We start from the raw sequence: 23,535 nt of genomic DNA on the forward strand, positions 1-23,535 counted from the left end.
TCTAGCCTGTGAGAATGGCGCTGTAAATCACCTTTGCCCCCCACCGCTGGAACCGCCAAATTAACAGCAGATTGTGCTGTTTCATCTGGCGAGCGCAGAGCCTCCTTTTTCGCTATGCTAGCGATCAGAATATAAAGTGACCCGAGTTGAACATGCCCTCTCTGCTATTAGTTGATGACCACCCGGTGGTTCATGTCGCACTGGAAGCGGCGCTAATGAAATCATCCCGCCCCTACCGCCTGCAGGCGGCACAGGATGACGTACAGGCGCTGGCCCTGCTGGCCGAGGCCGCTTTTGGCCTGGTGATCCTGGATATCGGCCTGCCGCAGGCCGACGGGCTGCAGCTGTTGAAAAAAATCCGCCGCCGCTATCCGCAACAAAAAATCCTGATCTATACCGCGCAGGAAGCCGATGTCTATGCGCGCATGGCGCATGCCGCCGGCGCCGACGGTTTCGTCAATAAAGGCAGCTCGCTGGCGGAGTTGGTGCAGGCGATCGAGCAGGTGCTGGACGGTGAAACCCGCTTCCCCGCCGCCGCGCTGGCCGAAGAGCCGCCGACGGCGGACGGCGGGCAGCTCACCCCTAAGGAGCTCGAGGTGCTGGGCTTGCTGAGCCAGGGGCTGTCCAACCTGCAGATCGCCGACCGGCTGCACATCAGCAACAAGACCGTCAGCACGCACAAAAAAAACATCCAGCGCAAAACCGGCGCCGGCAACCTGCTGGAGCTGGTGGCGGTGTTTAAAGAGCTGGCGCCATGATGCGCCGCGCCCTGCTGCTGCTGATCCTGTGGTGCGGCCTGGCGCAGGCGGCGGAGCCGGTGCGCTATCAGTTGGTCAGCAACCTGAATACCCCCGAGAACATGCTGATCGTCGGCGAGAAAAATCCCTGGCGCGATCGCACGCTGCGCGTCGGCATCATCAGTGAGAACACCAGCCCATACAACATCATCGTGGACGACGATCTGTATGGGCTGAACGCCGACTACCTCGGCTATATTCAGCAGGTGACCGGCATCCGCTTCGCCATTTACGGCTTCGCCGACCTGACGCAGCTGGAGCAGGCGCTGCACGACGGCAAGGTCGATCTGCTGTACGGCATCCCGCAGAGTGAAGCGCTGCACGGGCTGGAGATCTCTCAGCCCTACTACGTCAGCAATCTGCGCGTATTGCGCGATCGCAGCAACGATCGGCCGGTGATGCTCAATTCCGCCAACGCCCGCGTCGCGATCGGCGCGCTGACCGACATGCAGTCCGGCGGCGCCCTGCAGGCGGTGGCATCGCAGATCCAGCGCTACGACAACAACCTGCAGGCGGTCTATTCGCTGCTCAACGGCAGCAGCGACTACTTTATCGCCGACGAGGCCAGCGCCAGCTTTATCATCGACCAGCTGCAGCTCGGCCAGCTCTATCAGATTGAAAGCAACGAGAACCTGGGCAACCTCTCCTTCGTGTTCGCCGCCGCCGATCCGCGCCTGATAGACACGCTGGACACCGCCATCGCCGACGCGCCGATGGAGCTGATGAATGCCCTGCAGAGCCGCTGGAGCAAAAAGATCCCCAGCTACCTCGACACCGGCAATGCCGATCTGACGGCGATGGAGAAAAACTGGGTGGCGAGCCACCGCGTGGTTTACTACGCCGCCATCGAGAACAACTTCCCGTTCGCCTACCGCGGCTCCGACGGCCAGCCGCGTGGCTACGCCATCGACATTCTCAACATCATCGCGCAAAACACCGGACTGCGTTTCGCGCCACTGTGGGCGCGCAACGCCGAGCAGGCCGATGAGCTGGTGCAGTCCGGCCAGGCCAGCTTCCGCGCCGCCCTGCCGCTGGCGCGCGGCGTCAAGGCGCGCTACGGTGCCAGCATGCCGATCCACCGTTCGCTGTGGGGCGTTTACGTCGGCCAATACGCCAACGGCATCTCAACCTGGAGCGATTTGGCCGGTAAGCGCATCGGCGTGCTGCAGGGCGATTTGGCGCGGGGGCTGGTACCGGAACAGGAGCAGACCGTCAGCTTCGCCGACAGCAAGTCGATGTACGACGCGCTGGCCAACGGCCAGTTGGATGCGCTGGTGGATAACGTCATTTCCGCCAACTTTTTGGCGCTGTCGCGCTATTCCGGCGCCATCAAACTAGCCTTCGCTGCCAACAATATCCCCTATCCGGTGGCCTTCGGCGTGCGTCGCGATCAGACGCTGCTACTGGCAATCCTCGATAAGAACCTGATGCAGATCCCGGCGGACACCCTGCAATCGCTGCGCGACGAGTGGATCGTCGATCGCAGCAACCTGATCGATGCGGTGAACGATAACCGCATGCCACCGCAGACTACCTGGCTGCTGGCGCTGCTGGCCGCCGCCACCGTGCTGCTGTTGGCGCTGACGCTGCGCCGTTTCATGCTGCAGCGCCGTGAAAAACGCGAACGCGAAGAGCTCGAGCAGGCGCGCCGCCGCGCCGAAGCGGAAAACCGCATGAAGAGCAAATTCCTCGCCACCGTCAGCCACGAGTTGCGCACGCCGATGCACGCCATCCTCGGCCTGCTGGAACTGGAGCTCAAACGCCAACCCGCGCAGGAAGGCCTGCCGGTGATATACAGCTCGGCCTCTTCGCTGCTCAACCTGCTCAACGACCTGCAGGATCACGCTCGGCTGGAAACCGGTTCGCTGACGCTGGCGCCGAAACCGGTGGCGCTGCGCCCCTGGGTCGCGCGCATCGACGCCCTCTACCGGCCGCTGATCGGCGAACGGCCGTTGACGCTGAGCGTAGTGGCGGATCCGGCGCTGCCGGAGGCGGTGATTATTGATGGTGAGCGTTTACTTCAGGTGGCTAATAACTTGATAAACAACGCGATAAAGTTCACGCCACGCGGCGCTATTCAGGTCGAGGTCGGCTGGCGCGCGCAGGATGAACGGCAGGGAGAGTTGCAGTTAACGGTAAACGACAGCGGTTGCGGCATCGCCGCCGATGAAATAGGCAAGTTGTTCCAACCGTTTTACCGTGCACGCGGCGCGCAACGCATCTCGGTGCAGGGCACCGGTTTGGGGCTGTCGATCTGCAAAGAAATCGTCGAACAGATGGGCGGCCGTATCGAACTGCACTCGCAGCCGGGCGTCGGTACCCGTGTCAAGGTCGCGATACCGGTCGAGCTGAGCGGCGCGCTGCCGGCTGTCGCCCCGGCAGAGCGCACTTTTGATCTGCCGTCTTCCGCCTTACGTACCGCGCTGATCGACGATCATCCCACCAATCTGTTGCTGATGGAACGCCAGCTGCGCCACTTCGGATTACAGCCGGCCCGCTTCGAACAAGGCTATGCGCTGCTGAAGGCCCAGCGCCGACAGCCGTTCGATCTGCTGTTTATCGACTATAACATGCCGCGCCCGGACGGCCTGACGCTGGCCAGACTGATCCGACGCGACGAACAGCGGCTGCAGCGCCCGCCTTGCCGCATCGTGCTCTGCTCGGCAGACGTGCAGGAGTTTACCCGCATCCCGCCGGGGCTGGTGGCGATCGACCACTTCCTGACCAAACCGATTTCACTGGCGGCGATCGGCCAGGTATTGGCTCAACAGCCGCAGGCTCAGGAAGAAAAGTCAGTCCTTACTGACCTGCGGCAAACGCTGGCCGAAATGGCGGGTGGCGATCGCGCCATGCTGCAGCGGCTGGCGCAGACGCTCGGCGATACGCTGCGGCAAGACCGGCAGCGGCTCGCGGACGCCGTCGACGCGCACGACTGGCCGCGCCTGGAGCAGGCGGCGCACCGCATCAAGGGCAGCCTGCTGATGCTGCAGCTGCCGGAAGCCGCGCAGCTGTGCCAGCAGTTGGTGGATACCGCACGTCGGGGCGAGCTTGCCGCCGCCGCTTATACTAAATTAAAGGCGTTAGTGGCGCAGATAGAACCGGAGCTGGACGCTCTGCTCGCCGCCGCCCCCTCTTTCGCTATGCATAAGGATGAATAATGTCGGACACTCCACACGTACACCTGCCGAAAGACAGTAATAGTAAACGCCTACTGACCGCTTTTTTAGTCACCGCGGTCTTTATGGTGGCCGAGGTGGTCGGCGGCCTGTTGTCCGGCTCGCTGGCGCTGTTAGCCGATGCCGGGCACATGCTGACCGATGCCGCCGCGCTGTTGGTGGCGCTGATGGCGGTGCACTTTTCCCAGCGCAAGCCCAACGCGCGCCACACCTTCGGCTATCTGCGCCTGACCACCCTGGCGGCCTTCCTCAACGCCGCGGCGCTGCTGGTGATCGTGGTATTCATCCTGTGGGAGGCGATACGGCGTTTCTTCGAACCACAGCCGGTGATGGGTACTCCGATGCTGATCATCGCCATAGCGGGGCTGCTGGCGAACCTGTTCGCCTTCTGGCTGCTGCATCGCGGCAGCGAAGAGAAAAATATCAACGTGAGGGCGGCCGCGCTGCATGTGTTGGGCGACCTGCTCGGCTCGGTGGGCGCCATCGTCGCCGCCATCGTCATTCTCGCCACCGGCTGGACGCCGATTGACCCGATCCTGTCGGTGCTGGTCTCCTGCCTGGTACTGCGCAGCGCCTGGCGGCTGCTGAAGGAGAGCTTCCACGAGCTGCTGGAAGGCACGCCGCAGGAGGTCGACATCGCCAAGCTGCAAAAAGACCTGTGCCTGAATATCCCGGAAGTGCGCAACATCCACCACGTACACGTCTGGCAGATTGGCGACCAGAAGCTGATGACGCTGCATGCGCAGGTGATCCCGCCGCATGACCACGATGGGCTGTTGCAACGCATTCAGGCTTACCTGTTGGAACACTACAAGATTGGCCACGTGACCATTCAGATGGAGTACCAGCACTGCGAGACGCCGGACTGCGGTATCAACCGGGCGCCGGAGCCGAGTGAACACTCACATGCCGAAGCGCATTCCCATCTGGGACATCGCCACTAAGCCAAGAGGGCGCCACCACGGCGCCCTCTGCGTTGTTACGGAGCGGAAGATAACGGATTGGAATGGTTGCGCCCGGCGCTCTTGATCCACAGCCAGGAGCCGTTCAGGGCGATCAGCGTCAGAATGACGTACTCCAGCGCCATCGCGTACACCCCTTGGTAGGCGAAGATCGCCACGCTGATGACATCAATAACCACCCACAGCAGCCAGTTTTCCACGTATTTGCGCGTCATCAGGATCATCGCCACGATGGAGAGCACCATCATCGCCGAATCCCAAAACGGGAACGCGTCCGGCTGCAGCTCAGGCATCTGTACGTTCAGCCCCAGCCCTTGCATCACCGCCACCGCAACCTGCGTCAGCCAGGCGAACACGTGGTCGATGTTGAAGGTCATCAGGCCGATGCCGATGACGCAGACCGCCGCCCAGGCCAACGCTTTCGGCAGCGGCAGCCAGCGGATCTGCAGCTCGGCCTGATTATCCTGGGTCTGGCGGCTCCAGGCATACCAACCGTAAATATTGGCGCCGAAGAAAAACAGCTGCAGCAGCAGGCTGGCGTACAGCTGGATCTGGAAGAAAATCACCGCGAACAGCGTGACGTTGATCAGGCCGAACAGGTAGTTGATGATTTTTTCCTTGCTGGCGTACCAGATGCACAGCAACCCGAACAATGTGCCGATAGCTTCGATCCACGACAGATCGTAACCGCCTGCACCAAGCGGAATGTGCACCAGAATATTGCTGGTACTGAAGAAGCTCATGAGGTCATCCTTTTAAACGGTTAAGCGTTGCCTTTAACCTGCATCTTAAGCTGAGCGGCGAAATCCAGCATGCGGTTCAGCGGCACCAGCGCCTTCTCACGCAGCGCGGCGTCCACGTGGATCTCATGCTGCGCGCCCCCCTGCTCCAGCCCTTCGGCAATTGCCTTCAGGCCATTCATCGCCATCCACGGGCAATGCGCGCAGCTGCGGCAGGTCGCGCCTTCTCCGGCGGTCGGTGCTTCGAATAACTCTTTGTCCGGGCAGGCCTGCTGCATCTTGTAAAAGATACCGCGATCGGTGGCGACAATCAGCTGTTGATGCGGCAATGTTTTCGCCGCCTGGATCAGTTGGCTGGTAGAGCCCACCGCATCCGCCAGCTCGACCACCGCCTGAGGCGATTCGGGATGCACCAGGATCGCCGCCTGCGGATAAAGCGCCTTCATGCGCCGCAGCGCCTGGGTCTTGAACTCGTCATGGACAATGCAGGCGCCTTGCCAACACAACACGTCAGCGCCGGTCTGTTTCTGCACGTAGCTGCCGAGATGACGATCCGGCGCCCAGATGATCTTCTCGCCCAGGCTATCCAGATGCTCGATCAATTCGACGGCGATGCTGGAGGTCACCACCCAGTCAGCGCGCGCTTTGACCGCCGCCGAAGTGTTCGCATAGACCACCACGGTGCGATCGGGATGGCTGTCGCAAAACGCATGAAACTCCTCTTCCGGGCAGCCCAGATCCAGCGAACATTCGGCAAACAGCGTCGGCATCAGCACCTGCTTTTCCGGGCTGAGGATTTTGGCGGTTTCCCCCATGAAACGCACGCCGGCCACCAACAGCGTGGAAGCCGGATGGGCGCTGCCGAAGCGCGCCATTTCCAGCGAATCCGCCACGCAGCCGCCGGTTTCTTCCGCCAGCGCCTGGATTTCCGGATCGGTATAATAGTGGGCGACCATCACCGCATTGCGCTGCTTGAGCAGGGTTTTGATCTTCTCGCGATAAAAGGCTTTTTCGGCTACGTCCAGCGGTACCGGTTTAGGCGGGAAGGGATACACCGCCGCATTGACATCAAACATTTCACTCATCGCTGCAATCTCATGCTAGGCTGGGCGCCTGCCGCGTGAATATCGCCTACCGCAACGCCCTTCGTTTTATATACTAAACAAAATACCTAAAATCGCGCGAAAAGTCCGCTGATATTTTCAATTTTGCGCAATCAATGTTTAATAGATTAAAAACATAGGCATTAGCCGCGCAGTTCACAGCGGATTAACAGCCTGAGGAGAACGTATAGCCGTTCAGAAAAGAGCGGGATGATAGTCGGTGTCATGTTGAAACGAGAAAGCAGCGGATTCAGATTGCGGTGATACGGATACGAAAAAAGCGCCAAAAGGCGCTTTTTTCTGAATGGGTGGGTCGTGCAGGATTGATTCGGCCTGTGGCCTCACCCTACGGGCAACGCTGCGCGTTGTCGTATCGCTACGCGATGCTCGAACCTGAGCGCAGGATCTCACCCGCACGACTCAGTGGGCTATATCAGCAAGAAGATAAAGGTAGAGTCAGGTGGGCGCAGATGCGAAAAAAGCGCCAAAAGGCGCTTTTTTCTGAATGGGTGGGTCGTGCAGGATTGATTCGGCCTGTGGCCTCACCCTACGGGCAACGCTGCGCGTTGTCGTATCGCTGCGCGATGCTCGAACCTGAACGCAGGATCTCACCCGCACGACTCAGAGGGCTATGTCAGCAAGAAGATAAAGGTAGAGTCAGGTGGCGCAGATGCGAAAAAAGCGCCAAAAGGCGCTTTTTTCTGAATTGGTGGGTCGTGCAGGATTCGAACCTGCGACCAATTGATTAAAAGTCAACTGCTCTACCAACTGAGCTAACGACCCGCAGTGTGGTGGGTGATGACGGGCTCGAACCGCCGACCCCCTCCGTGTAAAGGAGATGCTCTACCAACTGAGCTAATCACCCACTGCTGTGGTACTGCTATTTTCACTCTCAAAGAGTGGTGGGTCGTGCAGGATTCGAACCTGCGACCAATTGATTAAAAGTCAACTGCTCTACCAACTGAGCTAACGACCCACTGATGTGGTTTACTGCTGATGGCGAATAGGTTATTGGAACCGACTCGCGGAAAACAAGGATGGGGATGTTCAGGACAACTCGACGGGTACTCGACTCGGACCTTTACTTGCCACATCAAACCGATTCTGAAGCTGCCATTCTTAAAGAATGGTGGGTCGTGCAGGATAACTCGGCCTTTGGCCTCGCCCTTGCGGGCCATCACCGGAGTGATGTTGTCTCGCTGCGCGAGACTCGAACCTTTACGGTTCTCATCCTTTACGATTTTCTATCGCAGCCATTCGCGAAGAATGGTGGGTCGTGCAGGATTCGAACCTGCGACCAATTGATTAAAAGTCAACTGCTCTACCAACTGAGCTAACGACCCATAACAGTGGTGGGTGATGACGGGCTCGAACCGCCGACCCCCTCCGTGTAAAGGAGATGCTCTACCAACTGAGCTAATCACCCACTGTTGTGGTTACTGCTACTTCAGAAATTGGTGGGTCGTGCAGGATGACTCGGCCTTTAGCCTCGCCCTGACGGGCCATCACTTCGTGATGTTATCCTTCCCGATTCCACTTCATTTCTTGCTTCAAAATTGGTGGGTCGTGCAGGATTCGAACCTGCGACCAATTGATTAAAAGTCAACTGCTCTACCAACTGAGCTAACGACCCAATTTCCCTGCCGCTTTAACATCTTGCAAGATGTCTTGGCAACGGCGGCATATATTACTAATTTATCTTGGCAGCGCAACCTAAATTTTTTACCGATGCGTTCAACTGCTTGTTCTTCACGCGAATGAGCCCAGAAATCGGTCAAATCGACTAACTTCTGGGCTCATTTTTCTGACTGTTAACCGCCTACGCGACTTTTCGCCTGTTTGGCCGCCGCACTGGTTGGGTATTGTTTAATCACCTGCTGGAACACGGCTTTGGCTTTATCGGCCTGCCCTTTCTCCTGCATGATGATACCCACCTTGTACATGGCGTCCGGCGCCTTCGGTGATTTAGCGTAATTCTTCACCACCACCGCAAAATAGTAGGCCGCGTCGTCTTTTTTACCCTTGTTGTAGAACAACTGACCCAGCCAATAGTTGGCGTTGGGCTGATAGGTAGACTTCGGGTACTGTTTTACGAAGGACTGAAAGGCAGAAATCGCCTGGTCATACTGTTTTTTTTCCAGCGCCAGAGAAACAGCGGCATTGTAGTCGCTGTTCTCATCACCGCCGCTCGGCGTTGCAGACGCGGCTGCAGGCGCGCTGCTGCCCGCATCGGAAGATGCGCCTGCGGCTGCCCCACCGGCAGCGCCCGCGGCCGCAGAGGCGCTCTGAGCGCCGCCCTGGCTGAGGCTATCCATCTGCTGATAGATTTGCTTCTGGCGTTCAACCACCTGATTCAACTGATACTGACTTTCCTGGATTTGCCCACGGAGAGAATCAATGTCGCGTTGGTTATCAGAGAGTTGTTGCTGGAGTTGGTTTAAAAGCTGGCCTTGAGCATTGCTGATGCGCTCAAGCGAGGTGACGCGGTCTTCGACCGAGCCGGAGCCGACATTACTGATTGGCGCTTGGGCAGTAGCGGCCCAGGGGGCCGCTACGCCAACCAGTAACGACAGACTCAACAGGTGACGTCTGAAGTTACTGTTCATGCGATTCTCTTAGTAAACCAGAACGGCACGACGGTTTTTAGCATAAGCCGCTTCGTCGTGGCCCAGTACTGCTGGTTTTTCTTTACCGTAAGAAACGATAGAGATCTGGTCAGCGGAAACACCTTTACCCTGCAGGTACATTTTAACGGCGTTAGCACGGCGCTCACCCAGAGCGATGTTGTATTCCGGCGTGCCGCGTTCGTCAGCGTGGCCTTCAACGGTCACTTTGTAAGACGGGTTGTTACGCAGGAATGCAGCGTGCGCGTCCAGCATCTGAGCGAATTCGGAGCTAACGTCATACTTGTCCAGGCCGAAGTAAACGATGTTGTTCTTCTGCAGTTCTTGCATCTGCAGACGAGCTTGTTCTTCGGAAGACAGGTTGCTGCTGCCGTTTTCCATACCAGTGCCAGCGCCCATACCAGATTGGTCGTTGTTCGCGCTTTTGTTAGAACTACAAGCTGCTACAGCCAGAACTGGCAGTGCCAGCAGAAGCCCTTTCAGCACTTTGTTCAGTTGCATTTCTTTGATCCTTTTATAGTTTGCCATACATATTTACACATGCATCACAGATACGGCGACCAGGCAGGGAATTTGACCTGTCCATCAGTTGCCGGAAGACGCGCTTTGAAACGCCCATCAGTTGACACCAACTGCAGCACGGAGCCCATACCTTGCGTGGAGCTATAGATCACCATGGTGCCGTTTGGCGCAATACTAGGCGTTTCATCCAGGAAGGTGCCGGTCAAAACCTGAACGGCGCCCGATCCAAGATCTTGTTTGGCGATGTGTTGTGCACCACTGTTGGTGCTCACCATCACCAGGAATTTACCGTCGGAGCTGACTTCAGAATCCTGGTTCTGAGAGCCTTCCCACGTCAGACGCTGTGCGGCACCGCCGCTGGCGCTGATTTTATAAATCTGCGGACGCCCGCCCTGGTCGGAAGTAAACGCCAGCGACTGGCCATCCGGGAACCAGGTCGGTTCGGTGTTGTTGTTGCGACCATCGGTCAGCTGCGTGATCTGGCCGGAGCCGAGGTTCATCACGTACAGGTTCAGGCTCCCGCTCTTGGACAGCGCGAAGGCCAGCTTGCTGCCGTCCGGCGAGAACGCCGGCGCACCGTTGTGGCGCGGGAACGAGGCGATCTGGCGGATTGCGCCGTTAGCCAGGGTTTGCACCACCAGCGCGGAACGGCCGCTCTCGAAGGTCACGTAAGCCAGTTTGCTGCCGTCCGGCGACCAGGCCGGCGACATCAGCGGCTCAGGCGAACGGTGCACCGTGAACTGGTTGTAACCGTCGTAATCCGCTACGCGCAGCTCATACGGGAATTTCCCCCCGTTGGTCTGCACGACGTAGGCGATACGGGTACGGAACGCGCCCTTGATGCCGGTCAGCTTCTCGAACACTTCGTCGCTGGCGGTATGGGCAGAATAACGCAACCACTGTTTGGTCACTTTATACTGGTTCTGCGCCAATACGGTGCCCGGCGAACCCGAGGTGTCCACCAGCTGGTAGGAGATCAGGTAGCTGCCGTCGGCGCCAGGCTGAACCTGGCCGACAACCACGGCGTCGATGCCCAATGCAGTCCAGGCCGCCGGCGTCACTTCAGACGCGGAGGTCGGTTGCTGCGGCATGCGCGCCACGTCGATCGGGTTGAATTTGCCGCTGTTGCGCAGATCCGCGCCGACAATCTTGCCGATATCTTCCGGCGGCGTGCCTGGGCCCGCCCACTTAAACGGCACCACGCCAATCGGGCGAGCGGAGTCGACCCCTTGGGTGATTTCAATGCGAACTTCCGCGTGCAACACGGACGCCCACAGAATTAAAAAACCTAGCGCTACTCGAAATGCCTGCTTCATCTCATCTCCCTTATCCAGGCGGGATGCCTGCGATAAATTAGCAGAATTTTAACAAACCAACTTACGTAAAACTACATAATCCCTGTTGGTTACCTTAGTACATCCCTGTGATCTTACTCAGCTCAAACAACCATTATTAAGGTTTGAATTCAAGGGTAGCATTCTTAACATGCTGATAAACGGCATCGCTCGGCGGCTTCGGTATATGCGCCAACTTGGCGGCAGACACCGCGGCCTGGCACAATGCCGGATCGCCTCCCGCCGGTTGTACACTTATCAGCAGGCCGTCCGGCGCCAGCTTGATACGCAGGTCACAGGTTTTTCCGGCGAACGAACTGGCGTCATAGAACTTGCTTTCAATCGCGTTTTTAACCTGCCCAATATAACCATTGATATCCGCCCCGCTGGCGCCTGCCGCCTTGGCATTGCCCTGCCCGGCCGGTTTACCGTCACCTTTCGATTTGGCACCGCCGCCCTTCGGCGCGTTCTTGCCGTCCGCCAGGCCGCCAAACAGATCGCTAACTTCATCCGATTGTTTCGCAGCCTCAGCGGCGGCCTTCTTCTTGGCGTCCGCAGCGGCTTTCTTGGCTGCCGCAGCTTTCTCAGCGGCGGCCGCTTTCTTCTCTGCCTCAGCGGCAGCCTTCTTCTCGGCTTCCGCTGCGGCTTTTTTCTCGGCTTCAGCGGCCGCTTTCTTCTCCGCGGCCTCTGCGGCTTTTTGCTCTGCGGCGGCAGCTGCGGCTTTCTTCGCCTCTTCCGCCTGTTTCTTGGCGGCGGCAGCGGCGGCCGCTTCTTTCTTGGCTTCCGCTTCGGCTTTCTTCTGCGCGTCCGCCTGTGCCTTGGCGACCTTTTCCGCTTCGGCCTTCGCCTTGGCGGCGGCGGCTTCGGCGACCTTCTGTTGCTCTTTGGCCTTGGCTGCGGCGGCTTCCGCCGCTTTTTGCTGCTCGGCGGCCTGTTTCTGCTGCTCCGCTGCCTTCTGCTGTTGCTCAGCCTGCGCCTTGGCGTCCTGCGCAGCTTTCTCCTGCGCCGCCAAACGCTCTTTCTCCAGCTCCTTCAGGCGCTGCTGCTGCTCCGCCTGCTTCTGCTGAAGCTCTTCGGCCTGTTGCTCCGCCTTTTTCTGGCGCTGCTTCTCGGCACGCTGCGCATCGTTGCTCTGCTGCTGCTGGCGGTTGTATTGCTCCACCACCGCGCCAGGATCGACCATCACTGCGCCCACCACGGTGCCATCACCGCCACCGCCGGCGCCCATGTCGACCTTTTCCTGCAGCGATCCCCAAATCAGCAGGGCAATCAATATGAAGTGCAGAACGACCGAAACAATAACGGCGCGGTTCAGCTTATCGTTTTGCTCAGTTGCCTTTACCAAAATAGATTCCCAAAAACTGGTGTTGCTTATACGGGGTTCCTGGGCCGCAGCGCAGGAACCGGGTTGCCGTTCGCCTTACGGTCAGATCGGCTGGGTCATCAGCCCCACGGAAGCTACGCCCGCCTGATGGAGAATATTCAATGCCTTGATAATCTCATCGTAAGGGACTTCCTTCGCACCGCCGATCAAAAAGACCGTTTTCGGGTTAGCCGCCAAACGCGACTTGGCTTCGGCCGCGACTTGCTCAGGCGGCAGCAGCTCCATACGGTTGTGATCCACCACCAGGGTGTATTGACCTACGCCGGAAACCTCAAGGATCACCGGCGGATTGTCATCGCTGGACACCGTTTTGGAATCGGTGGCGTCCGGCAGGTCAACCTCCACGCTCTGCGTGATGATTGGCGCGGTTGCCATAAAGATCAGCAGCAGCACCAGCAACACGTCGAGCAGCGGAACGATGTTAATTTCGGACTTCAGCTCGCGCCGACTACGTCCACGTACTCTCGCCATGCTACCTCCTACTTATTTGCTGTCGCTGGAGAAGGCCTGACGATGCAGAATAGCGGTGAACTCTTCCATAAAGTTGTCGTAATTCTGCTCAAGCTTGTTGACGCGCTGGTTGAGACGGTTGTAGGCCATTACCGCCGGGATAGCGGCGAACAGACCGATCGCGGTGGCGATCAGCGCTTCGGCGATACCCGGCGCTACCATCTGCAGCGTGGCTTGTTTCACCGCGCCCAGCGCGATAAAGGCGTGCATGATCCCCCACACGGTGCCGAACAGGCCGATGTACGGGCTGATCGAACCGACGGTGCCGAGGAATGGAATATGGGTTTCCAGCGTTTCCAGCTCGCGGTTCATCGAAATGCGCATCGCGCGCGACGCCCCTTCGATCACCGACTCCGGCGCATGGTTGTTGGCGCGGTGCAGGCGGGCGAACTCTTTGAAGCCGGAATGGAAGATCTGCTCGGAACCGGTCAGGCTATCGCGACGCGCCTGACTTTCCTGGTACAGACGGGAAAGCTCGATACCGGACCAGAATTTGTCTTCAAAGGCTTCGGCGTCACGCGTCGCCGCATTGAGGATGCGGGTGCGCTGAATGATGATCGCCCAAGAGGCTACCGAGAAGCATATCAAAATCAACATGATAAGCTTAACCAGCAGGCTCGCCTTCAAGAATAAATCTAGGATGTTCATGTCAGTCACTGCTTAAACTCCGCGACAATAGACTTAGGAAGCGCTCTTGGCTTCATTTGGTGTGGATCAATACAGGCAATCAGGACATCTGCCTGGCTCAGTAGGGCCCCGTCAGAATTGACAATGCGTTGAGCAAACGTGAGAGAAGCCCCGCGCAGAGAGGTGATTTCACTCTGGACTTCCAGTTGCTCGTCGAGACGAGCCGGAGCCAGATAATCCACCGTCATGCGCCGGACGACAAAAGCGACTTGTTCACTGAGCAGCTGCTGTTGATGAAAGTTGTGCTGACGCAGCATCTCTGTGCGCGCTCTTTCAAAAAAGGCGACGTAGCGGGCGTGATAGACCACACCACTGGCATCGGTATCCTCGTAGTAAACGCGAACCGGCCATCGAAACAACGTATTACTCACTCTACTTCCCAGCAATGCAATTTAACGCTGCTACTATACGCAAGACGGATCGGGTTGGGAATGGGTTACAAGATGGGAATGAAAATAATTATGGGCCGTGAGGGCCCATAACAAGGGGACATCGGGGAGATTATAAAGAAACGTAAAGTAATCCTGCGAACAAGATCACAATGGCGGGAAGCGGCGCGAAAAAAGCGCGCCAGACGCTGCGCTGCGGGCGGAATCCGAAACCGTGGATCACCCCGGCGCACACCGCCCAAATCAGCAACAGCCCTTCCCAAATCTCCAGCGAGCTGGTTTTGGCGGCGAAGCGCGTCGGATCCCAGAACACGCACCCCGCCAAAATCAACGCCAGCACCAGGGAAAGGGCCCGGATCGGGCCCTTGTCGGTGACAGCGTACAGCTTGTCAATCACGGACGAGCTCATCACTTACCGTCTTGCTGAGCTTTGGTCGCTTCGCTCTGCTCAAGCGCCAGCGCCGTGATAATGCCGAAGGCGCAGGCAAGAAGCGTTCCGAGAATCCAGGCAAAATACCACATGGTTTAGCTCCTTATCCTTAGTACAGCGAATGCTTGTTGTTTTCGATGTAGTTCTTGTCGAGGCGACCGAACATTTTGTAGTACGACCAGCTGGTGTACGCCAAAACGATAGGCACGAAGATCGCCGCCACGACGGTCATCACTTTCAGCGTCAACAGGCTCGAGGTCGCATCCCACATGGTCAGGCTGACGTTAGGCACAGTGCTCGACGGCATCACGAACGGGAACATGGTGACCCCGGCGGTGAGGATGACGCAGGCGATGGTCAACGACGAGGTGACGAACGCCAGCGCGCCCTTCTCCAGACGCGAGAACAGGATGGTGAACAACGGCAGCACTACGCCCAGTGCAGGCAAGGCCCACAGCAGCGGATACTTGTTGAAGTTGATCAGCCAAGCACCGGCCTGATGCGCCACTTCTTTACGCATCGGGTTGGATTCCGCCAGGGTGTCCAACGCCGACGTCACAACGAAGCCGTCGATGCCTTTCACCAGCCATACGCCCGCCAACAGGAAGCACACCGCCATGATCAGCGTCGCGATCTGTGCCGCAGCGCGTGAACGCAGGTGGATCTCGCCGGTGGTGCGCATTTGCAGGTAGGTCGCGCCCTGGGTGACCAGCATGGTCAGGCTGACCACGCCCGCCAACAGACCGAACGGGTTCAGCAGTTGGAAGAAGTTGCCGGTGTAGAACAGGCGCATGTACTCGTCCATGTGGAACGGCACGCCCTGCAGCAGGTTACCGAACGCCACACCGAATACCACTGCAGGCACGAAGGAGCCGATGAAGATGCCCCAGTCCCACATGTTGCGCCAGCGGCTGCTCTCCAGCTTGGAACGGTAGTCGAAACCGACCGGGCGGAAGAACAAGGCGGCCAGCACCAGGATCATGGCGACGTAGAAGCCGGAGAAGGCCGCTGCGTAGACCATCGGCCAGGCGGCGAACAGCGCGCCGCCGGCGGTGATCAGCCACACCTGGTTACCGTCCCAGTGCGGAGCGATGGAGTTGATCATCACCCGGCGCTCGGTGTCGGTTTTGCCGATGATGCGCACCAGAATGCCGACGCCCATGTCGAAACCGTCGGTGACGGCGAAGCCGATCAGCAGAACGCCAACCAGGACCCACCAAATAAATCGCAGTACTTCATAGTCAAACATACGTGGACTCCTGTTTAGCGCGCTTCCTGCACGGCGGCAGTCGGTTGTTCAAAGTGATAGCGGCCGGTTTTCAGGCTGCTTGGACCCAGACGCGCAAACTTAAACATCAGGTACAATTCAGCCACCAGGAACAGGGTGTACAAGCCGCAGATCAGCCCCATTGAGAACAGAATGTCGCCCGCGGTCAGCGAAGAGTTGGCGACCGCCGTCGGCAGCACCTCACCAATCGCCCACGGTTGACGGCCGTATTCCGCCACGAACCAACCCGACTCGATCGCGATCCAAGGCAGCGGCAAACCGTACAGCGCCGCGCGGTGCAGCCATTTTTTCTGGCCGATGCGGCCGCGGATCACGTTCCAGAACGACAGGCCGATGATCAACAGCATGATCACGCCACAGGCCACCATGATGCGGAAGGCGAAGTACAGCGGCGCCACGCGCGGAATGGAGTCCTTGGTCGCCAGCTGGATTTGCGCTTCCGTCGCGTCGGTGACGTTCGGGGTATAGCGCTTCAGCAGCATGCCGTAGCCCAGGTCTTGCTTGGTTTTGTTGAATTCGGCACGCACCGCAGGATCGGTATTGCCGCCGCGCAGCTCTTCCAGCAGCTGGTAGGCTTTCATCCCGTTGCGGATACGCACTTCATGCTGCGCCATCAGATCTTTCAGGCCGGTGACCTGAGTGTCCGTGGAGCGGGTGGCGATCAGGCCAAGCGCATACGGGATCTGAATAGAGAAGGAGTTTTCCATCTTGTCCTGATCGGGAATGCCGAACAGGGTGAAGGAGGCCGGCGCCGGCTGAGTGTCCCATTCCGCTTCGATAGCGGCCAGTTTGGTTTTCTGCACGTCGCCCATTTCGTAGCCGGATTCATCACCCAGAACGATAACGGACAGAATGGCAGCCATACCAAAGCTGGCAGCGATGGCGAAGGAGCGCTTGGCAAAGGCGATGTCGCGGCCTTTCAGCAGATAGTAGGAACTGATACCCAGCACGAACATCGCGCCGCAGGTGTAGCCGGAAGCCACGGTGTGAACGAATTTCACCTGCGCAACCGGGTTAAGCACCAGTTCGGAGAAGCTGACCATCTCCATGCGCATGGTTTCGAAGTTGAAATCCGAAGCGATCGGGTTCTGCATCCAGCCGTTGGCGACCAGGATCCACAGCGCGGACAGGTTGGAGCCGAGGGCCACGAACCAGGTTACCGCCATGTGCTGCACCTTGCTCAGACGATCCCAGCCGAAGAAGAACAGGCCGACCAGCGTCGATTCAAGGAAGAACGCCATCAGACCTTCGATAGCCAGAGGGGCCCCGAAGATATCGCCGACGTAGTGAGAGAAATACGACCAGTTAGTCCCGAACTGGAACTCCATGGTCAAACCGGTGGCCACACCCAGAGCAAAGTTAATCGCAAATAACTTTCCCCAGAATTTGGTCATGTCTTTATAAATTTGTTTGCCAGACAGGACATATACCGTTTCCATAATTGCCAGCAAGAACGCCATACCGAGCGTTAATGGGACAAATAAGAAATGGTACATCGCCGTTAAAGCAAACTGTAAGCGCGACAGTTCGACAATATCAAACATCTTGACTCCTTGCTCCTCGCAGGAAGACTCCGACACGCGGTTATCGGCACGCTTCTTTCAAAGCTGCCAGTAACGCCCCGCAGTGAATGCCCTTAAACACAACAAATTTGATCCAGCTTCTCCGCTTTCAACCGCACACTCGGCCAATAGCCCCTCGGGCCCTCGACAAGCACGCCACTGAAAACCGACAACGGGTAACAAATGCAACAAGATCAACCATCCATAATCACAACATGGATGATACTCGCCCAATCCCACACAATAAATAGGTTTTTACGTGACGTGGGTTAGACTTTTGGTTACAGGTCAAATCTTAGCCGAAAGAGGTACTTCGGGCTAATTTGATCTGAGACAATTTAAGCCTATCCGCATCTTATTTCCATATTCATCAGCACATTTCGCATAATTTTCTTAGGGTCATGTTGCGCAATGGTTTAATTGTTTTTTAATGATATTTTTGTGTTAAATAAATGTAATTTAAAAGAGCCGCCATTGTATTATTACGCGCTTATTATGCGACATAATTAACCTTTTATTTCCAATAAGCCGTGACAGTGATAGCAGTCACAAAACAACAAATCTCTCTCCAATATTAGTCTATTTCTCGCGATGGGATCGTAAAGGTTGCGATTTTGTAGCAAAATGACCACTAATGTTAAAATTACATTGAGTGACAATAACTTATGAAAAAAATCATCTTTGCCTCTGTATTGGGACTCTCGGGAAACGTCATGGCCGCCGAAACGGTAAATATCACCTTGCTGGGTACTTCCGATCTGCACGGCACTTTCGTGCCCTGGGACTACGCCAGCGACACGGAAAATCTGGCGGGCAGCCTGAGCCAGATAGCCACTCAGGTCAAACAGGTGCGGGCCGAGCAGCCCAACCTGATCCTGGTGGACGCCGGCGACACCATTCAGGGCAATTTCGTCGAAACCTTCAAGCATGAGGCCGTCAGCCCGATGATGCTGGGCCTCAACGCGCTCAATTATGATGTCTGGGTGATGGGTAACCACGAGTTCGACTTCGGCCTACCGGTGCTGGCTACGCCGCTCAAGCAGTTCAAAGGCGCGGCGCTGGCGGGCAATATCGTCTGGGACAACGGCAAGCCCTACCTGCCGGCCTACACCATCGTCGAACGCCAGGGGGTGAAAATTGGCATTATCGGCATGGACACGCCGATGACCGCGGAATTCGCCAAGGGCACCGATCGCATCAAAGGGTTGAACTTCACCGATCCGGTGCAGGCGGTGAAACAGGTCATCAGGCAAATCGACGGCCAGGTCGACGCCATCGTGCTGGTGGCGCATATGGGCATCGACAACGAGAACCAGCGCCCCGGCACCGGCGTGGCCGACATCGCCAACGCCAACCCGGAGCTGGCGGCGATCGTCGCCGGCCACATGCATGTTAAGATCGACAAAGCGGTGGTTAACGGCGTCATCATCACCGAGCCGGATAAATACGGCCGCGCGCTGTCACGCATCGACCTGCAGTTTGAACGCCGCGACGGCAAATTCACGCTGATCGACAAAAACAGCTACACCTACCCGATCAAAGGGCTGGCGCCGGACAGCGCCATGCAAGCGCTCTACCAGCCGTACCATGACATTTTGCGCGCCAACGCCAACCGGGTCGTGGCGAAGCTGAGCGGCAGCGATCTGGTGCCCGCCGACGAGTTTCGCGGCATTCCCCAGGTTCACGTGCAGGATACCGGCATCAGCGCGCTGTTCCAGCAGGCCGCCCGCCACTATGCGCCGCTGGCTCAGGTGATCGCCCTGCAGATCGACAACGATCGCGCCAAATTGAACGTCGGCGACATCAAGGCCAAGGACATCGCCTTTAACTACCAATACGCCGGCGGCGAGATCACCGTTTATCAGCTCAACGGCAAAGCGCTTAAACGCTACATGGAGTGGTCCGCCGACTATTTCAATCAGCTGCAGCCGGGCGACGTCACCTACAGCTTTAACCCGGCGCGGCGATCGTCCAAATATTCCACCAACGATTTCTTCGACGGCGTCACTTACACCATCGATCTGCGCCAGCCCGCCGGTTCGCGCATCGTCGATCTGCGCCTGGCGGACGGCACACCGGTCACCGACGACATGCCGATCCGCCTGGGCATGAACAGTTACCGCATGGGCCACCTGACGCAAAAGGGCGGCGCGTTGGAGGGGCAATCCTTCCCGGTGCTGTTTGACAGCAAAGCGCAATACGGTGAAGAAGAAGGCACCATTCGCCACCTGGCTCTGCGCTACCTGGCGGAAGTGAAACACGGCCAGTATCAGGGCGTGACGCCGCAGCGCTGGAAGCTGGTCGGCATGGAGGGGTACGAACCGCAGCGGGCGATCGTCAAACGGCTGCTCAATGAAGGCGTTATCCAGGTGCCGACCACCGACGATGGCCGCTACACCAACGTCGCCTCGATCAACGTCAAAGACGCGCTGTTCCGCAACGCCGACGATTACCGCACCGCCCTCACCTCGCTGGAAAAACAGCGGCAAACCGCCGCGGATCCGGTGCAACAGCGCCGCCTGCAGGATCGGATCGCGCTGATCAAAGCACTCAACGATTTCTGATCTTCCCCCATAAAAAAGGCCACCCAATGGGTGGCCAAACATGTCGAGATATTATTATTTCGTACTAAGATCTTAGCGCTTCAGCACCGCTTTTACCGCGTCGCCGATGTCCGCCAGGCTGCGAACGGTTTTCACGCCCGCCGCTTCCAGCGCAGCAAACTTCTCGTCCGCCGTGCCTTTGCCGCCTGCGATGATGGCGCCCGCGTGGCCCATACGCTTGCCTTTCGGCGCGGTTACGCCGGCGATGTAGCCGACAACCGGTTTGGTGACGTGTTCTTTGATGTAAGCTGCCGCTTCTTCTTCAGCGCTGCCGCCGATCTCACCGATCATCACGATCGCTTCGGTCTGCGGATCCTGCTGGAACATCTTCAGGATATCGATGAAGTTGGAGCCCGGGATCGGGTCGCCGCCGATGCCCACGCAGGTGGACTGGCCCAGACCGGCATCGGTGGTTTGTTTCACCGCTTCATAGGTCAGGGTACCGGAGCGGGAAACGATGCCCACTTTGCCCGGCAGGTGGATGTGGCCAGGCATGATGCCGATTTTGCACTCGCCCGGGGTGATCACGCCAGGGCAGTTCGGCCCGATCATGCGCACACCGGCTTCGTCCAGCTTCACTTTCACGGTCAGCATATCCAGGGTCGGGATGCCTTCGGTGATGGTGATGATCAGTTTGATGCCGGCATCGATCGCTTCCAGGATGGAGTCTTTGCAGAACGGCGCTGGAACGTAGATGACCGAGGCAGTCGCGCCGGTCGCTTCAACCGCTTCGCGCACGGTGTTGAACACCGGCAGACCCAGATGCTGAGTGCCACCTTTGCCCGGGGTGACGCCGCCAACCATTTTGGTGCCGTAAGCGATAGCTTGTTCGGAGTGGAAAGTCCCCTGGCTACCGGTGAAGCCCTGGCAAATTACTTTGGTGTTTTTATCGATTAAGATGGACATTATTTACCCTCCACTGCTGCAACAACTTGCTGAGCCGCATCAGTCAGGCTGGTCGCAGCAATGATATTCAGGCCGCTGTCCGCCAGTTTCTTGGCGCCCAGTTCGGCATTGTTCCCTTCCAGGCGCACCACGACCGGGACGTTAACGCCCACTTCGGCCACTGCGCCGATGATGCCGTCGGCGATCAGATCGCAACGTACGATACCACCGAAGATGTTAACCAGAACCGCTTTCACCTTGTCATCGGACAGGATGATTTTGAACGCTTCGGTCACGCGCTCTTTGGTCGCGCCGCCGCCAACGTCCAGGAAGTTGGCCGGTTCGCCGCCGTGCAGTTTAACGATGTCCATAGTGCCCATCGCCAGACCGGCGCCGTTAACCATGCAGCCGATGTTGCCGTCGAGGGCAACGTAGTTCAGCTCCCACTGAGCAGCACGGGATTCGCGCTCGTCTTCCTGCGAAGGGTCACGCATTTCACGCAGTTCCGGCTGGCGGAACAGGGCGTTACCGTCGGCGCCCAGTTTGCCGTCCAGGCACACCAGATCGCCCTGCTTGGTGATCACCAGCGGGTTGATCTCAACCATCGCCAGATCGCGCTCCAGGAACAGCGTCGCCAGGCCCATGAAGATCTTGGCGAACTGGCTGACTTGCTTACCGGTCAGACCCAGTTTGAAGGCCAGCTCACGGCCCTGATAAGGCTGTGGACCCGCCAGCGGATCGATGGTCATTTTGTGGATCAGTTCTGGGGTTTCTTCCGCCACCTTCTCGATTTCCACGCCGCCTTCGGTAGACGCCATGAACACCACGCGACGGGTAGAACGATCCACTACCGCGCCCAGGTACAGCTCTTTATCGATGTCGGTCGCCGCTTCTACCAGGATCTGGTGAACCGGCTGGCCCAGCGCGTCAGTCTGGTAAGTCACCAGACGCTTGCCCAACCAGGCTTCCGCGAAAGCACGGATATCTTCTTTGCTGTTGACGACTTTAACGCCGCCCGCTTTACCGCGGCCGCCAGCATGAACCTGACATTTCACCACCCACGGGCCGGAGCCGATTTTGGATGCGGCTTCTTCTGCTTCACGCGGAGTGGTACAGGCGTAACCGGTTGGTGCCGGCATGCCATACCGAGCAAACAGCTGTTTTGCCTGATATTCGTGTAAATTCATGATGTTCTATCCATTCAGTTCTGAAGGTTTTTAGCCGGACCATTATTACGCGGTAAACCGCATGGTTTTCCGGCCACATAGCACAGAGTGCGGGCGCGGCACGCCGCGCCCGGCAAGGGTTACTAGACGTCCAGCAGCAGACGAGCCGGATCTTCCAGCATCTCTTTGACCGTCACCAGATAGCCGACGGATTCTTTACCGTCGATCAGGCGGTGGTCATAAGACAGCGCCAGATACATCATCGGCTGGATCACCACCTGACCATTGACCGCCATTGGGCGATCTTTGATGGCGTGCATGCCCAGGATGGCGCTCTGCGGCGGGTTGATGATCGGGGTAGACATCAGGGAGCCGAATACGCCGCCGTTGGTAATGGTGAAGTTACCGCCGGTCAGCTCTTCAACGGTCAGTTTGCCGTCGCGGCCCTTAACGGCCAGCTCTTTGATTTTCTTCTCGATGTCAGCCATGCTCATGGCGTCTACATCGCGCAGCACCGGCGTCACCAGGCCGCGCGGGGTAGAAACCGCGATGCTGATGTCGAAGTAGTTGTGGTAAACCACGTCGGAACCGTCGATCGACGCGTTCACTTCCGGGAAGCGCTTCAGCGCTTCAACCACGGCCTTGATGTAGAAGGACATGAAGCCCAGACGCACGCCGTGGCGCTTCTCGAAGGCTTCGCCGTACTGCTTGCGCAGGTCCATGATCGGCTGCATGTTGATTTCGTTGAAGGTGGTCAGCATCGCGGTGCTGTTCTTCGCTTCCAGCAGACGCTCGGCAACGCGTTTGCGCAGGCGGGTCATCGGCACGCGTTTTTCGCTGCGGCCGGCCAGAACAGGCTGCGGTGCGGTTTCAGCGGCGGCGGCCGGTTTGGCAGCGGCGCCGCCTTTGGCCAGGTGCGCTTCCACGTCTTCACGCGTGATGCGGCCACCCACGCCGGTGCCTTTGATGGCGCCAGCATCGAGATCGTGTTCGGCGATCAGGCGGCGAATCGCCGGGCTGAGCGCGTCATTGCTTTCTTCTTCCAGGCTCGCGGTAGCGCGCTGTGCAGGCGTGGCTTCTTTCTCTTGGCTCTTCTCAGCGGTCGGCTTGCCGGAGCTGTCGCCCGGACGGATGCGGCCGAGCAGCTGGCGAGACAGCACGGTCGCGCCCTCTTCTTCCACGATAGCATCGAGAATACCCGCTTCACTGGCCGGCACTTCCAACACCACTTTGTCGGTTTCGATTTCAACCAGGACTTCATCACGCTGCACGCTGTCGCCCGGTTTTTTGTGCCAGGTGGCTACGGTCGCATCGGCAACCGATTCAGGAAGGTCAGGAACCAGAATATCTACGCTACTCATTTAGCTTTCCCT

20 protein-coding genes, 6 tRNA genes and 3 other RNA genes are annotated in these 23,535 nt (G+C 58.2%); 4 read left to right on the forward strand and 25 right to left on the reverse strand.

What is annotated here, in order from left to right; genetic code table 11:
• The first annotated feature begins 152 nt into the window (after positions 1–152).
• From BVU99_RS11670 to zitB, 3 genes are read left to right on the forward strand one after another with little or no spacing between them, the layout of a single operon-like run.
• A complete protein-coding gene (locus BVU99_RS11670; RefSeq protein WP_025301892.1) occupies positions 153–758 on the forward strand; it encodes a response regulator transcription factor in 606 nt (201 codons plus the stop codon).
• A complete protein-coding gene (locus BVU99_RS11675) occupies positions 755–3,955 on the forward strand; it encodes a transporter substrate-binding domain-containing protein (protein WP_060432603.1) in 3,201 nt (1,066 codons plus the stop codon). Before BVU99_RS11670 ends, BVU99_RS11675 begins: the two co-directional genes overlap by 4 nt.
• The gene (gene zitB, locus BVU99_RS11680; protein WP_025301890.1) at positions 3,955–4,917 is read left to right on the forward strand and encodes a CDF family zinc transporter ZitB; all 963 of its coding nucleotides are present in this window, start codon (positions 3,955–3,957) and stop codon (positions 4,915–4,917) included. The genes BVU99_RS11675 and zitB overlap by 1 nt, the downstream gene beginning before the upstream one ends.
• 35 nt (positions 4,918–4,952) lie before the next feature.
• On the opposite strand, the gene pnuC is transcribed toward zitB, so the two are convergent.
• The 22 genes from pnuC to cydA form a co-directional block, all read right to left on the reverse strand.
• On the reverse strand, positions 4,953–5,678 hold the full coding sequence (gene pnuC, locus BVU99_RS11685; protein ID WP_099816698.1) for a nicotinamide riboside transporter PnuC: 726 nt from the start codon (positions 5,676–5,678) through the stop codon (positions 4,953–4,955).
• Positions 5,679–5,698: 20 nt separating this feature from the next.
• Positions 5,699–6,760, reverse strand: coding sequence for a quinolinate synthase NadA (nadA, locus tag BVU99_RS11690; protein ID WP_015376982.1), 1,062 nt, complete (start codon positions 6,758–6,760; stop codon positions 5,699–5,701).
• A 324-nt stretch (positions 6,761–7,084) separates the two neighbouring features.
• Positions 7,085–7,209, reverse strand: a non-coding RNA gene (locus tag BVU99_RS11695) — RtT sRNA.
• A gap of 76 nt (positions 7,210–7,285) precedes the next feature.
• Positions 7,286–7,410, reverse strand: a non-coding RNA gene (locus BVU99_RS11700) — RtT sRNA.
• 75 nt (positions 7,411–7,485) lie between these two features.
• Positions 7,486–7,561 (reverse strand) — tRNA-Lys (locus BVU99_RS11705).
• A 6-nt stretch (positions 7,562–7,567) separates the two neighbouring features.
• A tRNA-Val gene (locus BVU99_RS11710) sits at positions 7,568–7,643 on the reverse strand.
• Positions 7,644–7,678: 35 nt separating this feature from the next.
• Positions 7,679–7,754, reverse strand: a tRNA-Lys gene (locus BVU99_RS11715).
• 151 nt (positions 7,755–7,905) lie between these two features.
• Positions 7,906–8,030, reverse strand: a non-coding RNA gene (locus tag BVU99_RS11720) — RtT sRNA.
• A 15-nt stretch (positions 8,031–8,045) separates the two neighbouring features.
• Positions 8,046–8,121: transfer RNA gene (locus BVU99_RS11725), tRNA-Lys, on the reverse strand.
• Positions 8,122–8,128: 7 nt separating this feature from the next.
• Positions 8,129–8,204 (reverse strand) — tRNA-Val (locus BVU99_RS11730).
• Between the two features lie 131 nt (positions 8,205–8,335).
• Positions 8,336–8,411, reverse strand: a tRNA-Lys gene (locus BVU99_RS11735).
• Positions 8,412–8,589: 178 nt separating this feature from the next.
• Positions 8,590–9,384, reverse strand: a complete 795-nt coding sequence (gene cpoB, locus BVU99_RS11740; protein WP_004939852.1) for a cell division protein CpoB — start codon at positions 9,382–9,384, stop codon at positions 8,590–8,592.
• Between the two features lie 9 nt (positions 9,385–9,393).
• Positions 9,394–9,903 (reverse strand): peptidoglycan-associated lipoprotein Pal, encoded by a 510-nt coding sequence (gene pal / locus BVU99_RS11745; RefSeq protein WP_025160033.1) that lies wholly within the window; start codon positions 9,901–9,903, stop codon positions 9,394–9,396.
• A 44-nt stretch (positions 9,904–9,947) separates the two neighbouring features.
• Entirely contained in the window at positions 9,948–11,240 is a 1,293-nt protein-coding gene (tolB, locus tag BVU99_RS11750) for a Tol-Pal system beta propeller repeat protein TolB (RefSeq protein ID WP_004939856.1), read from the reverse strand.
• A 136-nt stretch (positions 11,241–11,376) separates the two neighbouring features.
• Complete coding sequence (gene tolA, locus BVU99_RS11755; RefSeq protein WP_025301886.1) at positions 11,377–12,603, reverse strand: cell envelope integrity protein TolA; 1,227 nt, start codon at positions 12,601–12,603, stop codon at positions 11,377–11,379.
• 81 nt (positions 12,604–12,684) lie between these two features.
• Entirely contained in the window at positions 12,685–13,113 is a 429-nt protein-coding gene (tolR, locus tag BVU99_RS11760) for a colicin uptake protein TolR (RefSeq protein ID WP_004939859.1), read from the reverse strand.
• Positions 13,114–13,125: 12 nt separating this feature from the next.
• A complete protein-coding gene (tolQ, locus tag BVU99_RS11765) occupies positions 13,126–13,809 on the reverse strand; it encodes a Tol-Pal system protein TolQ (RefSeq protein WP_004939862.1) in 684 nt (227 codons plus the stop codon).
• Positions 13,806–14,210 carry a tol-pal system-associated acyl-CoA thioesterase gene (gene ybgC / locus BVU99_RS11770; protein WP_004939863.1) on the reverse strand — a complete coding sequence of 135 codons (405 nt, stop codon included), beginning with the start codon at positions 14,208–14,210 and terminating at the stop codon, positions 13,806–13,808. Before ybgC ends, tolQ begins: the two co-directional genes overlap by 4 nt.
• A gap of 130 nt (positions 14,211–14,340) precedes the next feature.
• Positions 14,341–14,637, reverse strand: a complete 297-nt coding sequence (gene ybgE / locus BVU99_RS11775) for a cyd operon protein YbgE (RefSeq protein WP_025301885.1) — start codon at positions 14,635–14,637, stop codon at positions 14,341–14,343.
• Positions 14,637–14,750 (reverse strand): cytochrome bd-I oxidase subunit CydX, encoded by a 114-nt coding sequence (gene cydX / locus BVU99_RS11780; RefSeq protein WP_004939868.1) that lies wholly within the window; start codon positions 14,748–14,750, stop codon positions 14,637–14,639. Before cydX ends, ybgE begins: the two co-directional genes overlap by 1 nt.
• Before the next feature lie 17 nt (positions 14,751–14,767).
• Entirely contained in the window at positions 14,768–15,907 is a 1,140-nt protein-coding gene (gene cydB / locus BVU99_RS11785; RefSeq protein ID WP_019454033.1) for a cytochrome d ubiquinol oxidase subunit II, read from the reverse strand.
• Between the two features lie 14 nt (positions 15,908–15,921).
• On the reverse strand, positions 15,922–17,490 hold the full coding sequence (cydA, locus tag BVU99_RS11790) for a cytochrome ubiquinol oxidase subunit I (protein ID WP_019454034.1): 1,569 nt from the start codon (positions 17,488–17,490) through the stop codon (positions 15,922–15,924).
• Positions 17,491–18,173: 683 nt separating this feature from the next.
• Between cydA and BVU99_RS11795 the strand changes: the two genes are divergently transcribed.
• Positions 18,174–20,072 (forward strand): 5'-nucleotidase C-terminal domain-containing protein, encoded by a 1,899-nt coding sequence (locus BVU99_RS11795; RefSeq protein WP_060432600.1) that lies wholly within the window; start codon positions 18,174–18,176, stop codon positions 20,070–20,072.
• Between the two features lie 72 nt (positions 20,073–20,144).
• On the opposite strand, the gene sucD is transcribed toward BVU99_RS11795, so the two are convergent.
• The 3 genes from sucD to odhB form a co-directional block, all read right to left on the reverse strand.
• The gene (sucD, locus tag BVU99_RS11800; RefSeq protein ID WP_004939878.1) at positions 20,145–21,017 is read right to left on the reverse strand and encodes a succinate--CoA ligase subunit alpha; all 873 of its coding nucleotides are present in this window, start codon (positions 21,015–21,017) and stop codon (positions 20,145–20,147) included.
• Positions 21,017–22,183, reverse strand: coding sequence for an ADP-forming succinate--CoA ligase subunit beta (gene sucC, locus BVU99_RS11805; RefSeq protein ID WP_025301883.1), 1,167 nt, complete (start codon positions 22,181–22,183; stop codon positions 21,017–21,019). Before sucC ends, sucD begins: the two co-directional genes overlap by 1 nt.
• A gap of 122 nt (positions 22,184–22,305) precedes the next feature.
• Positions 22,306–23,523 (reverse strand): 2-oxoglutarate dehydrogenase complex dihydrolipoyllysine-residue succinyltransferase, encoded by a 1,218-nt coding sequence (gene odhB / locus BVU99_RS11810; RefSeq protein ID WP_025301882.1) that lies wholly within the window; start codon positions 23,521–23,523, stop codon positions 22,306–22,308.
• Positions 23,524–23,535 lie beyond the last annotated feature (12 nt).

It is taken from the genome of Serratia sp. OLAL2 (assembly GCF_002752475.1).
In the GTDB taxonomy this organism is placed as follows: domain Bacteria; phylum Pseudomonadota; class Gammaproteobacteria; order Enterobacterales; family Enterobacteriaceae; genus Serratia; species Serratia bockelmannii.